At 39.8% G+C, this 13327-nt stretch carries 8 protein-coding genes and 1 pseudogene; 3 read left to right on the top strand and 6 right to left on the bottom strand.

Translation table 11 applies throughout. The features are described from left to right. Positions 1-25: 25 nt before the first annotated feature. The 3 genes from ACE1B6_RS27365 to ACE1B6_RS27355 form a co-directional block, all read right to left on the bottom strand. Entirely contained in the window at positions 26-808 is a 783-nt protein-coding gene (locus ACE1B6_RS27365; protein WP_413260461.1) for a PspA/IM30 family protein, read from the bottom strand. A gap of 497 nt (positions 809-1305) precedes the next feature. After that, positions 1306-3072: a pentapeptide repeat-containing protein gene (locus ACE1B6_RS27360; RefSeq protein WP_413260460.1), complete on the bottom strand. Its 1767-nt coding sequence runs from the start codon at positions 3070-3072 to the stop codon at positions 1306-1308. Between the two features lie 306 nt (positions 3073-3378). After that, positions 3379-4851: a leucyl aminopeptidase gene (locus tag ACE1B6_RS27355; RefSeq protein WP_413260459.1), complete on the bottom strand. Its 1473-nt coding sequence runs from the start codon at positions 4849-4851 to the stop codon at positions 3379-3381. A gap of 196 nt (positions 4852-5047) precedes the next feature. Between ACE1B6_RS27355 and ACE1B6_RS27350 the strand changes: the two genes are divergently transcribed. Then, positions 5048-7237 carry a transglycosylase SLT domain-containing protein gene (locus ACE1B6_RS27350; protein ID WP_413260458.1) on the top strand — a complete coding sequence of 730 codons (2190 nt, stop codon included), beginning with the start codon at positions 5048-5050 and terminating at the stop codon, positions 7235-7237. 137 nt (positions 7238-7374) lie between these two features. Here the strand turns inward: ACE1B6_RS27350 and ACE1B6_RS27345 are convergent, their stop codons facing one another. Continuing rightward, complete coding sequence (locus ACE1B6_RS27345) at positions 7375-7611, bottom strand: hypothetical protein (protein WP_413260457.1); 237 nt, start codon at positions 7609-7611, stop codon at positions 7375-7377. Between the two features lie 284 nt (positions 7612-7895). On the opposite strand from ACE1B6_RS27345, the pseudogene tatC reads away from it, so the two are divergent. After that, positions 7896-8693: pseudogene (gene tatC / locus ACE1B6_RS27340) on the top strand (twin-arginine translocase subunit TatC); the annotation flags it as partial. 510 nt (positions 8694-9203) lie between these two features. Then, positions 9204-9740 carry a Uma2 family endonuclease gene (locus ACE1B6_RS27335; protein ID WP_413260615.1) on the top strand — a complete coding sequence of 179 codons (537 nt, stop codon included), beginning with the start codon at positions 9204-9206 and terminating at the stop codon, positions 9738-9740. A gap of 171 nt (positions 9741-9911) precedes the next feature. On the opposite strand, the gene menD is transcribed toward ACE1B6_RS27335, so the two are convergent. Both menD and ACE1B6_RS27325 read right to left on the bottom strand, forming a co-directional pair. After that, the gene (menD, locus tag ACE1B6_RS27330; RefSeq protein ID WP_413260456.1) at positions 9912-11669 is read right to left on the bottom strand and encodes a 2-succinyl-5-enolpyruvyl-6-hydroxy-3-cyclohexene-1-carboxylic-acid synthase; all 1758 of its coding nucleotides are present in this window, start codon (positions 11667-11669) and stop codon (positions 9912-9914) included. Between the two features lie 49 nt (positions 11670-11718). After that, positions 11719-13140, bottom strand: coding sequence for an isochorismate synthase (locus ACE1B6_RS27325; RefSeq protein ID WP_413260455.1), 1422 nt, complete (start codon positions 13138-13140; stop codon positions 11719-11721). Positions 13141-13327: the final 187 nt, after the last annotated feature.

Here is a 13327-nt window from a genome sequence, read left to right as displayed (position 1 = left end):
TCTATGTGTTAAACAACTGATTAACTTATAGTTGATCCATTTGTCTTTTTAGTTCTTCCAAATCCTTATCAACTGCGGAATTTGATGGAGTACCTGAAGAAGTAGTGTTAGATTGAGCAGTACCAGGCAAAGCCCCTTGGCTAGGAGCCGAGCCAGTTAACTGAGCCTTCATTGCCATCAACTCATCATCAACATCACTACCAGCTTCCAAAGCCGCAAATTGCTGCTCTAAATTGCTACCAGTCAACTCTTGCGCGGACTGAGCACGAGCTTCCATCATTAATACTTTTTCTTCCATGCGCTCAAAAGCACCCATTGCCGTGCTGGTACCCAGCTTACCAACTGCATTTTGCAACTGTTCCTGCGCCTTAGCAGCAGCAATGCGAGACTTGAGCATATCCTTCTTCGTCTTGGCTTCAGAAATCTTGCTTTCCAAAGCAATCAGATTACGCTTCAGGGTATCTACCTGTCCCGTTTGCTGATCTAAAGTAGTTTTCAGTGCAGTAGCAGTTTCACTCTGAGATTTTTTCCTGACTAATGCTTCCCTAGCCAGATTTTCATCACCTTTACTTAAAGCTAGTTGTGCCCGTTGCTGCCAGTTATTCGCTTCAGCTTGAGCTTGATTATACTGTTGTTGGGTGCGTTTTTGAGTAGCGATCGCCTGAGCAACTGCTTGACGCAACTGCACTAGGTCTTCCTGCATATCAATAATTGACTGTTCGAGGATTTTTTCCGGGTCTTCAGCCTTACTGACTACATCATTAAGATTCGCTCGGACTACTCGGCTAATGCGATCAAACAATCCCATAACTTTAATTTTCCTTTAAGGGTGTACAAGGGGCGATTAAAACAGGCTTTTGGCAATATCCTAACTAATTGCAAATTAAGTCGGCTATTTGCCAAATTAGTTCAGCCACAAAAAACATCTATATACACTTAAGTGTAAGTCGCTTCTGTCAAGGAATTACACCACCAACTCAAATCGCGACTGAAAATAGGCTGCCTTAAATCCAGTTTGACACACTCCTCCTTGTAGAAGAAGGTTCTTTCCAGTAGCAGCAGGATTACCGACGACTTATATCACTTAACTTAACAGTTGATGTGCTAACTGCTGGCTCTCCCGTTAAGCTGACGCTGTAACGGGAGAGCCAAACGATCTAATCTTTCGTCATCCCAACGTTCTGTTTTCATAATTTTTTGTGAGAAACAGTTTTGCCCAATTCCCACCCGAATTTCCGTAATTCTCAAAAACAAAAGCATCCTCAAAGGATGCTTTTAAAAAGTTAATTAAACAGAAAATGCAACTTATTTATATGTCGATCCATCAGGCATTGTTGCACCTTTTAAATTAGCTTCGCGGACGTTTGCACCTTGCAAATTGGCATTTTGTAAATTTGCGCCCCGGAGATTTGCGCCCCGGAGATTTGCGCCACTTAAGTTAGCACCTTTGAGATTAGCACCGCGCAAATCCGCACCATCTAAGTCAGCTTTGCTTAAATCTGCGTTTTCCAAATACGCCCCTAATAGTTTTGCACCTGCCAGTTTTGCATTTTCTAAATAAGCAGCATCTAAGTCAGCATCGGCTAAGTTTGCACCTGCTAAGTTTGCGTCTTTTAACTTAGCATTACCTAACTTCGCACCTCCTAAGAAAGCCCCTGTTAAATTAGCACCCCAAAGGCTAACATTTTTCAAGTTAGCATTGCCGAAGTACACACCTATAAGGTGAGCATAACCTAAATTTGCGCCTTCTAAATTGGCACTTCTAAAGTTAACGTAACCGTCTAACTTAGCTCCCCAAAGATTGGCATTTCTTAAATCAGCGTTTTCTATTTTGGCGGATAATAGGTTGGCGTAACCTAAATTAGCACTTTCTAAATTAGCGCCCTTCAAATTAGCTTCTTGGAGATTTGCACCTGCTAAAGAAGCGCGTTCTAAGTTGGCATTTTCCAAGTTAGCATTTACTAAGTAAGCGCCTTTTAAGGCGGCATTTTCTAAATTAGCCCCTACTAAGTAGGTATTTCCTAATTCGCATTGGGGACATTGACGGGTTTTTAACAGCAAATCGATCATTGATTGTTTGCTGTTGTATACTTGATCTTTAAGTTGAACGTTTAGCCGTTTAAGTTTGTGGTTTTCTGTGGTGACTTTGGAATAAGTTGCTAAGGAAAAGCTGAGTAAAGAAAAGGCTCCAAAAGCTAGTACTGGAATTGCTTTTCTGTGGAATTTTAGGGTGGTGTTAGCTTCTTTGGTAGAATCGTGAACCACTGCGTCAATAGATTGCAGTACTTCTAAGGCATCTTCGGCATTGTTAAAGCGATCGTTCAAATTTGGTGCAACTATTTCTTCTAACCATTCAATAAATTCTGGATTTAGTTGCGATACCAAATGCTTAAAATTAATCTGATAATGATCGTCGATTAAGTTACCAATTTGAGTTGATTTTGTCTGAGTTAACAGACAAATTAGGGTAGCACCTAAACTGTAGAGATCTGAAGCTTCTGTTAATTGACGGTTAAATAATTGTTCAGGTGGCATGAAGCCTAGTGTACCTTTAACGGCGCTGCTAATGGCTACTTCTCCGCTACCAATGTGAGCAAAACCAAAGTCTACTAAGTAAACTTTGAATTCATTTTGGCGATCGACCAAAATATTTTCTGGTTTAATATCCCGATGAATGATTGGTGGGTTTTGCTGTTGCAAATATACCAAAACTTCCAAAATAGCAATAGCGATTTCTTTAACTTCTTTGGGGTTAAAGTAACGCGGTTGACCTAAAGATGGTGCTTGTTTGTACTCTTGCACTAAACAAAAACCCGCAGGAGTTTGGAAAGAGTCTAAATAGCTGGGAATACTGGGATGATCCAGATGACGCAATAGTTGAATTTCTTTTTCCACTGTTTCGTAGTCTGTCCAACTAGCACCTAACTGGGCAAACTGAAACTGTTTAATTACTACAGGGAGATAAGTTTTTGTATCAACTGCTAAATAAGTTACTCGACCACAGGAACGATTATGGCCTAACTCTTTCTGCACTTGATAACCTTGTTTAGAAAAATCTGGGAAGTTTTTCATAAGCTGAAGAGTTAATGTTGGGTTTGGTTGCACTAAAAGTTGAGGCAAGAGGGTAGAAGTGTAAAACTTAAGAGTCCTTCACTGAGAAATCAAACTGAGTGATTATTAATCAGATCTGCACCCTATTAATTTACTTACCTATGAGGTCAGTAGTGGTCAGGTTGATATTCCAGAAATTCGCTACTGATAAGATTAGCATTTAATTAAGTTGTGGTTTGGAATTATTTTTAGATAAAATTTTTTCTAAATTTTTGTTTATCTGTAGCAAGTTTAACAACAAGGTGGGCATAGCCCACCCTAAATTAATTAACTAAGCACCCAATTCACTAGAGTCCGAACACCGTATCCAGTTGCACCAGCGTTGTTATAGCCGCTTTCTTTTTCTGTCCAAACTGGGCCAGCTACGTCTAAATGTGCCCAAGGTGTTTCTTTGACGAATTGTTTGAGAAATAAAGCCGCGGTAATGGAACCACCTGCACGCGGGCCAGTATTTTTCATATCGGCGACGATCGATTTTAAACCATCGAAGTATTTTTCTTCCATTGGCATTCGCCAGATTTTTTCGCCTGTGGTTTGAGCAGCTGCTAATAACTGATTTGCTACATTGTCGTCAAGGCTCCACAAACCAGCGATATCATCGCCCAAAGCAACGACGCAGGCACCTGTGAGAGTGGCTAAATCAACGATCGCATCTACACCCAACTTATCAGCAAATACTAAGGCATCTGCTAAAGTTAAACGTCCTTCTGCATCGGTATTGTTAACTTCAATAGTTTTCCCATTGGAGGCTTTTAAAACGTCGCCTGGGTGAATCGCACGACCACTAATCATGTTTTCTGTAGCCGCAGAAATAAAGTGAACTTCCACATCTGGTTTTAATTGAGCGATCGCTTTTGCCGCCCCAAAAGTAGCAGCAGCACCACCCATATCAATTTTCATCATTTCGATGCCACTACCTGCGCCTTTAATATTTAAACCACCAGAATCGAAAGTTAAACCTTTACCAATAATTGCCAATTTTTTCCGCGGAGTGCCAACTGGTTTATAAGTAAGATGGATAAACTTAGGTGGTAAATCGGAAGCTTGGGCTACACCTAAAAAAGCTCCCATACCTAGTTTTTCGCAATCTTCTTTTTCCAGAATTTCTACATTTAAACCGTATTCCTTGGCTAAATTTTCGGCGGTTTCTGCCAAAGTTATTGGTGTAACCGCATTAGCTGGGGCGGCGACTAATTCCCGTGCTAACTTAACACCAGAAGTAATTTTTTTAGCTCGATCGATCGCCGCTTCTTGACCAGCTAATCCGATTAAGTCTACTTGTTCGAGAAGTAAAACTTTATCCTCTGATTCGGATTTAAAACGATGATCTTGGTAGAGAGCTAATTCGACTCCTTCGACGATCGCACCAGTGGTTGCATCTGGGTTATTTTGCCACACTGGTAGACTAATTCCCAGAGATTTGCATTTTTCCTTTTTAGCTAAACGAGCAATAGCTGCTGCTGCTAGCCTTAAGGTATTTAATTCTAATTCTTCTGCCTTACCTAAGCCTACTAAAATTAACTTACGAACCGGACTATTGCTACCGATGCGAGTTGCCGCATTAGTGTTGAGCTTGCCCTTAAATTCAGTTTCCGCAATTAATTCTTGTAAGACACCAGAAAATTTTTGATCTAGATCGGCTAGATCCCCGGTTAACTCTACCGTATCTTCAAAAAATCCAATTGCCAGTCCATCTCCAGACCAATCTAAACGCGGAGTATCGCTAGCTCGAAATTCCATTCTGCTTATACCACCTAATTAGTACCTGTACCAGTATCGATCAACTTGAGGTATCTTTACTCCCTACCCTAACAAACCATTATCATGTAGACTTACTCCATCTTGTGTTTTGGATAATAGAATCAAAACAAGATGCTGTGATTGTGGGCTGCGAGAACTAAAGATGCGAAAGCGACTGAGAAACCACCCAATTACTATGGCTATTGGTGTAGGAATGTCAGCTTTACTCATAGGAGTTGGTGTTATAACAAGCAAATGGAGCGATTGGCAACAGTCTAGATCAACGACTGGTCAGTTGCAGCATCAGTTGTTTAACCAGTTAGAGCCGAAGTCAGAAATTTTACCCCTAGTTAGTTTACCACCAGAACAACGAGTTACCAAATTAATAGAAATTGCACAGAATTCTTCTACGCCAGTAATAACATTTGCACCTGTACAAACGCCCGATCGGAGTCGGGCGCGTTATTTGTTGGCGAGTGATTTAATTGAACGTCAGCAAGGTAAGGAAGCACTGGATTGGTTAGAAGGTTTAGAAAAAGAATATCCAGTTTTAGCGGCTCATGTGATGCTCAAAAGAGCACAGGCTTATGAAAGTGTTAAAGATCAAAAGAAAGCTAATGCTGCTTGGAAAAAATTGCTGGAAAAATATCCCGATAGTCCGGTAGCAGCGGAGGCGCTATTTGTTTTAGGGCGGCAGGATGCTAAACTTTGGGATCTAGCGATCGAGAAATTTCCCAATCATCCCCGGAGTTTAGAAATAGTTGAATCACGCTTGAAAAAAGACCCGGAACAAGTGGCATTGTGGAGGATATTATTGCATTATTCTCACGATGACAAAGTGGTGAGTCGGGCGCTGGATCAATTAGTAAATAACTATCGCGATCAATTAACAGCAAAAGATTGGGAAGCGATCGCTTTTACCTATTGGGAAAAAAGACTGTATGAGAAGGCGGGATTAGCTTATGCTAGTGCGCCACCGACAGCGATGAATTTATACCGTTCGGGACGGGGAAGGCAATTGGGAGGCGATCGAAGTGGTGCGATCGCTGGATATCAAAGATTAATTAATACATTCCCAGAAGCTAGAGATACAGGTTTAGCTTTGATTCGGATGGCGCAGTTGAGTAGTAAGCCGGAGGATGCGATATTTTATCTGGATCGGGCGATCGAAAAACACCCCGATCATGCAGGAGAAGCTTTATTAGAAAAAGCCAAAATTCTCGACAACTTAAGAAATACTAAATTAGCTGCTCAAACGCGAAAATTAGCATTAGATAAATATGGTAGTTCTGATGCCGTAACCGAATTTCGTTGGAAAGCAGCTAAAGAAATTGCTAAAACAGGCGATTACCTATCAGCTTGGCGGTGGGCCGAACCAATTCCTAAACAAAATCCTGACCATGAATTAGCCCCAGAAGCTGGTTTTTGGGTAGGCAAATGGGCAATGCGTTTAGGACGTTCTCAAGATGCCAAAACAGCCTTTGAATTTGTGCTTTCCAAATATCCTGGGTCTTTCTACGCTTGGCGTTCTGCTTCTATGTTGGGCTTAGATGTCGGGGATTTTAACACAGTACGCCAAAAGTTACCTCAAGTAATTCGTCCTCAAGAAAGACCGAAGTTACCCACTGGATCGCCAGCATTACAAGAACTGCATCAATTAGGTCAGGATCGAGATGCTTGGACACTTTGGCAAACTGAGTTCGACAACTTCATTAAACCCACAGTAGCAGAACAATTCACCGATGGAATTCTGCTCTTAGCTGTGGGAGAAAATATTCGCGGAATTCATCAAATAGAAAGCCTGAGTTGGTGGCGCGATACTCCCGAAGAAGAAGCAGAAATTACCGCTTTTAAACAACAACCAATTTATTGGCACACCCTCTATCCTTTCCCATTTTTGGGCTATACAAAAGCTTGGTCGCAAAAGCATCAATTAAACCCTTTGTTAGTCACTGCTTTAATGCGCCAAGAATCCCGATTTGAAACGGAGATTCGTTCTTCTGCTGGCGCAGTAGGTTTAATGCAAATCATGCCTACTACAGGGAAATGGGTGGCTCAACAAATCAGCGTAAAAGATTACAACTTGGAAAATCCTAACGACAATATCAGGTTAGGAACTTGGTATTTAGATCATACCCATGACACTTACAAAAATAACTCTTTGTTAGCAGTTGCCAGTTACAATGCTGGACCCGGAAATGTGTCTAAATGGATCGATCAGTTAGGACTTACAGATCCAGATGAATTTGTGGAATACATTCCTTTTCCTGAAACCAAGGGATACGTTGAGCACGTATTTGAAAACTACTGGAATTATTTACGGTTGTACAATCCTGAAACAGCACAAATGCTCACTAAATACGGTCATCAGTCATTCCATCCCTAGTTGAAAAATTAGGCTGGAAAATCATTGATTATTCCGATCGTTTGTATGAAGGATGAATTAAAATTTTCTCCTTCATACATACTTCAGATATTTCATATTTATCTGAGAGACAAGGTAGAATTAAACCATCGTATTTATTATAATCTTTGGCTTTGATCGATTAATGTCTCACAACTATGCCATTCAGTTTTTACTGCTGCTACTGTGGCTTGGTATTCAGTATTATAAGGGCTATGACAAACTAAAAAAACTCGGTAAAGATTATAACCAAGATCGATAAATTCTCCCATATTAGGAATTCTGTTAAATTCAATTATTTGTTGCTTTGACTTTTGTTCATGGCTGTCTTTCATGTACAAACAAATTTTGAACATTTGACTACTCCTTGATTAGCTTTTTGTTAATTTGTCTGAGTTCTCTGTGTGATTTTAACTTAATAAGTGCTAAATCTGAATTTGGCAACATATTATTTAAAGTCCTAACTTCACTAGACAAATCGCTCATTTCGGAGCAGTGTTACATAAATTTTCATAAGAATCAATCGATCGAGGATTGGGGAATTTGGATTTTCGATTCAAGTTTCTCCGGGGCGGAAGCGCCCCATAGTTGTGGAAGATCGATAAAATAAGTTAAAGCTTTGGACGAGAAAGAACCCGCAATGCCTTTATCAGAGTTAAGTACCGTAGAGCAAGATTTTCAGGAAACAGCCAGTAGCAAAGTTGCAGCTGAGAGCGATCGCGATCGGGAGCAATACCTAAAGGAACTCCCCGATGAAGTGGAAATGTCCTTATTTGACCATTTGGAGGAGTTACGCCAACGGATTTTTTATTCCTTGATTGCCGTGGCGTTGGGAATGGCAGGTTGTTTCGTATTTGTCAAGCCCATTGTCCAATTGTTAGAAGTTCCGGCTCAAGGAATTAAATTTCTGCAATTGGCTCCTGGAGAGTTCTTTTTTGTATCTTTGAAAGTTGCCGGATATAGCGGTGTGTTAATAGCTAGTCCGTTTATTTTATACCAAATTATCCTATTTATTTTACCTGGGCTAACTCGTGGTGAAAGACAGATTTTAGGGCCAGTAGTTTTAGGTTCTAGTTTTCTATTTTTAGCTGGATTAGTATTTGCTTATACCCTATTAATTCCAGCTGCAATTAATTTTTTCATCAATTATGGGGAAGATGTTGTAGAGCAGTTATGGTCAATTGATAGGTACTTTGAATTTGTCTTGTTACTGTTATTAAGTACAGGTTTAGCTTTTCAAGTTCCAGTAATTCAAATTATCTTAGGATTTATCGGAATTGTCACTGCAAAACAAATGCTCTCTGGCTGGCGATATGTGATGATTGCTGCGGTAGTTTTGGGAGCAGTTTTAACACCTTCTACCGATCCTTTAACTCAAAGTTTATTAGCAGGAGCAGTGATTGGTTTATATTTTGGTGGTACAGGTTTAGTGTTCTTATTAGTGAATTTGAATGGAGGACAAAAGTTAATTCAATGGATAGTGTCTCAATTTAAGAAAGAGCCGAAAGAGTCTGCGAAGAATCCTAAGTCGCCAGCTTTAGAAGTTAAACCTGTAGAAGTAAGGAAAGAGGCGGAAGAAGTAGTAGAAAAAGAGAAGAATACGCCATTAGTTCATACTTCTGCAAAAGATTCTGTTGCTAAAACAGTACATAGCGATCGCTTATCCGAGTCACCCGCAGTTGTGGCAATACAAGAACCAATTCAAAATGGAACTTCGGCATTGGTAAGCGAGCAACAAAATGGCAAAGAAGAATTTTCGGAAAATGGAGTAGTTGCAGAGTTACCCAAAGTTGAAGTTGCTGAAGAAACTATACAAAATGGTGTTTTATTGGAGGATAAACCGGAAGTTTTGGAGTTAGATAATCAGGAAAGTTTAGTAACTGAAAATGAGGAAATTGCTGAGTCAAATTTGGAAGTAGGAGGTTACAATATAGAGCCTATTCCTGCGATGGAGGAAGTGTCTTTGCCTGTAACAGAAAGCAAAGTTGAGTCTCAGGAACAAGTAGTAACTGTAACACAAATGTTGCCGAAACTTTTTCATTCTAGAGTGACTGGCACCTTATACAAAACGATCAGTTTATGGGGCGATGAATTAGGAGAAGTAGGGATAAAATGGGCAATAAAATTAAGTCGTAATGGTGAAGATTGGTTATCAATACCAGATTTAAGCTTTATTAGTTACGAAAATCTGCCTGTGGAATTGTTGAAAGATGATATTTGCCCGATCGCACCAGAGTTAATCATTAATATTATGCCTGGGGAAAAAGATTTTCGGGAGTTGGTGGAAGATGCGATCGCTTACCTAGAAGCAGGAGTGCAAAGAGTTTGGTTAGTTGACTATCAAACAAGAAGTATTACTGTATTTTATGCTGATTCTCGACCACGGAATTACACAGGGGAAATGCAAGTAGTCGATCCACTTTTCGACGGTTTAGAACTTACTCCAGAGCAAGTTTTTCAACAAGCAAAGTTACCCAAAGTATAAATTTTTGTATCCTTTCTCCCGCTTCTCTCTGTTTCCTCTGCGTCTCTGCGGTTTTACAAAAACTATTATATTTGAACCGCGTTCGCGTAGCGTGTGCGTAGCACGTAAGACGCGAAGAGCGCGAAGGAAGAAGAAGAGAGGAAAGAAGCAGAGACGTTTTATGAAACGTCTCTACTCTCTCTCAATAGTTTGAGCAAATCTCCTTAAGTTTTCTTGTCGCCATTTAGCATCAGCTTTACGATTTGTGCGTACCTCTAAAACTCGAATTCCTTTTTCGGGTAAAGGGTTCAATTTTTGCTGTAAATGCTGCCAAGAAGTAATTAATTCGTATTCCACATTGTAAGTGGCACAAAGTTGAGCGAAATCTATGTCTTGCGGTGTGGCAAAATACTCTTCAAATGGTGGCTCAAATTGAGAAATAGGTAACATTTCAAATATTCCACCACCATTATTATTAATCAGGATAATTGTTAGATGACCGACAAATTTATTTCTCAATAAAAAGCCATTTGTATCATGCAATAAAGCTAAGTCTCCTGTTAGCATAACGCTGCTTTTTTGCCGATGAGCAATACCTAAAGCGGTGGATAAAGTGCCGTCAATACCATTTGCACCTCGATTAAAAAAAGGTTGAATGTGTGAGTTATTTGGTTGCCAGGAAAATTCCACATCTCGTACAGGCATACTATTAGCAATAAAGATTGGGGTTTCTGGTGGTAAAGTTTGGGAAATTAACCAAGCAACTTTACTTTCAAATAAGTTTTCTCTAGTTATCATTTCTTGGTTAATGTTTTGTCTAACTTTGGCTTCAATATCAACCCAAATTTGCAGATATTTACTTTTAACGTTTGGTTCTAGTTGGCAATAATTAGCTAATTGTTCTACGGAAATTCTTAAATGAGTTGTTTTCCCGTGCAGTGAGTCAAAGTTGTGATGACTGGGGTCAATTATCCACCTTTTTGGTTGTGTTGTTTCTAACCAAGTTCGCAGTTCTTTACTGGTGGGTAAATCGCCAATTTGAATGACGATTTCTGCTGTTAGTTGCTTGGCAATTTGTTGATTTCGCAGGATTACATCATAAGTGGAAATTAAATAGGGATTTAGTTGGTGATAGTTTCTTAATGGCGATAGTCCTTCGGCAATGACGGGAGATTTTAAGGTTTGGGAAAGGTGAGAAATTGCCTGACAATATGCTTGCGGTAATGGGGGATTGGCAGTACCACAAATAATTATTACTCGTTCACTGTTTCGCCATTCTTGTAAATAAGGAAACATGGAATATGAAGTATATTTTGGTAATTCTACCTGTTTTATTTGGAGGGAATCGAAGAAGTTTTCTAGGGAAAGTGAGGATTTTAAGTAATTAGTATTGCTGTCGGGAATGGGGGCGAGGGGGTCACGAAATGGGATGTTAAAATGAACTGGGCCGGGAGTGGGGAAAAGCGATCGCTCCCACCCAAAGATAATAGTTTGTCGTAAGTAATTGAGGATGTTTATTTCTAAAGATGGGGTAGCTAATTCGGTTTGCCAGTTGGGATAATTGCCATACATTTTTACTTGATCTATTGTTTGTCCTGAATGGCAGTCTCGCAATTCGGGAGGGCGATCGGCTGTGAAAATCAATAGGGGAATTCGGCTTTCTTTCGCTTCGATAATTGCCGGATAAAAGTTAGCTCCAGCAGTTCCAGAAGTGCAGATTAATGCTACTGGTAAGTTGGTTTTTTTGGCGATCCCTAAAGCGAAAAATGCTGCCGATCTTTCGTCTAAAACGGGGATGGTTTCTATTTGTTTTTCTTGAGCGAAGCTGATAGTTAAGGGGGTAGAACGCGAACCTGGACAAATAATGGCTGTGGTTAATCCGAGATGTTTTAAGGTTTCGGTAATAATGGAAGCCCAGAGTGTGTTGGTGTTACGAAAGTCTAAGGACATGGAAATATTTAATAAACCGCAGAGGACGCAGAGGAAGAGGGGAGATTTTTTAAGTTAAGGCTTTGAGAAGAGCTTGAAGTTTTAGCTGGATTTCTGCTAGTTCTTTTTCCGGATCGGACCCAGCAACAATTCCTGCACCTGCCCAAAGTCTGGCGCGATCGCTTTCAATTAATGCCGAACGTATTCCTACTATAAATTCGCTGTTTCCTTGATGATCTATCCAGCCTAATGGTGCTGCATAAACGGAACGGTTAAAGTTTTCATAACGACGAATTTGTTGCAGGGCAATGTCTCTTGGATCGCCAGCAACAGCGGGGGTAGGATGTAGTTCAGCCAAGATTTCTAAGGGATGAATTGATATGGGTATTTTACCGACAATTGGTGTCCATAAATGCTGAATATTGGAGAGCTTTAATAAGCTGGGAATGGGCAGTTTTTGTGGGTTTAAACCTAAATTTGATAAGCGTTGAACAATGAAATTACTAACAATTTCATGTTCGGATCTATCTTTTTGACTGGTGAGTAATTTTTCAGCAAAATAAGCGTCTTCTATTAAAGTTTTACCTCTGGGTGCCGAGCCAGCTAAAGCATCTGTTTCTAATTCTTGATTTTGGATTTTAATTAATCTTTCCGGGCTTGCACCAATGAAGTTTTTACCTTTGCCATTACTGAGGGAAAATACATGACAGTCAGGATATTTTTGCCGCAGGTTATTTAGGGAACCGATTAGATTAAAAGGTCTGGGTGCTTTGACATCGATCGCATGAGCTAAAACAATTTTGCTAATTTGCTCTTGCTGAATTAATTCTAATGCTGATAATACTGATAAATTGAAGTTTCTTTTATCGGTAACATCCTGGGTTTCCAAGGCGAATTTATAATCATGTAAATGGGAAATTTTAAAACTTTTGGTTAGGTTAATTTCCTGGTATTTTTGCCATGTGTTTTCACAGGTTTTTTCTATGTTTAAATTCCGATTCACGAGAATATTACTAATAATTATGCAGCGATTTTTTTGACGAGATATTTGCCATTTTGGAAGAAATACCATTGCTGAGGGGAATGGGGAATCTCGGTGATTATCTTCGTCAAAAAAGGTAAAGTTACAAAAGAAATGGGGGCCAGAAAATGGTAAATCTAAGGCTCCGATCGCTGTGGTATTTGTCAGGCATGATTCGATAAATTGCTGCACTTGAAAAAAGCGATTATTTCCCGATATTTTCAGCTTGATTGCTGTGCCAAAAGCAGCGATCGCTTCCCCTTGTTTCGCTTTTTCCCCATAAAAATGGATTTCCCCTGGATGACAAATTTTATCTAGTACTGCCAGGGGATCGATTGATTTTGCTTCCCAGGAAATACTGACTATTTTGGATGGTCTTTTTTCACTTAATGTTTGTTTACAAGCAGAAAGAAACTGATTTAGTTCCTGACAATCCTGAATCAGATTTGCATGATGCTGTATGATTGGCATGGATAAAAAAGTTTGCAAATTTTTTTAAAGTTTGGTTGCCAAAACCGGATTTGTGAGCGTATCTCTAGTAAGTTAAGCTCTCTGCCTCAAGTTCCCAGCATTGCTAGGCGGGAGGCATTTTGCTGATGCTTGCATGGTAAACGCTCCAAATTGAGTTTACCATTGCTCCATTAAAATCATAAAATGA

It is taken from the genome of Floridaenema fluviatile BLCC-F154, from assembly GCF_041929135.1.
GTDB classification, from domain to species: Bacteria; Cyanobacteriota; Cyanobacteriia; order Cyanobacteriales; family Aerosakkonemataceae; genus Floridanema; species Floridanema fluviatile.
The sequence above is the reverse complement of the archived record's forward strand: the minus strand, read 5'-3'. Positions and strand labels throughout refer to the sequence as shown.

What these genes read in the sequence shown, in the direction of transcription:
- ACE1B6_RS27365 (WP_413260461.1), bottom strand. Translation starts at nt 808, where the DNA reads ATGGGATTGTTTGATCGCATTAGCCGAGTAGTCCGAGCGAATCTTAAT.
- ACE1B6_RS27360 (WP_413260460.1), bottom strand. Translation starts at nt 3,072, where the DNA reads ATGAAAAACTTCCCAGATTTTTCTAAACAAGGTTATCAAGTGCAGAAA.
- ACE1B6_RS27355 (WP_413260459.1), bottom strand. Translation starts at nt 4,851, where the DNA reads ATGGAATTTCGAGCTAGCGATACTCCGCGTTTAGATTGGTCTGGAGAT.
- ACE1B6_RS27350 (WP_413260458.1), top strand. Translation starts at nt 5,048, where the DNA reads ATGGCTATTGGTGTAGGAATGTCAGCTTTACTCATAGGAGTTGGTGTT.
- ACE1B6_RS27345 (WP_413260457.1), bottom strand. Translation starts at nt 7,611, where the DNA reads ATGTTCAAAATTTGTTTGTACATGAAAGACAGCCATGAACAAAAGTCA.
- ACE1B6_RS27335 (WP_413260615.1), top strand. Translation starts at nt 9,204, where the DNA reads ATGGAGGAAGTGTCTTTGCCTGTAACAGAAAGCAAAGTTGAGTCTCAG.
- menD (WP_413260456.1), bottom strand. Translation starts at nt 11,669, where the DNA reads ATGTCCTTAGACTTTCGTAACACCAACACACTCTGGGCTTCCATTATT.
- ACE1B6_RS27325 (WP_413260455.1), bottom strand. Translation starts at nt 13,140, where the DNA reads ATGCCAATCATACAGCATCATGCAAATCTGATTCAGGATTGTCAGGAA.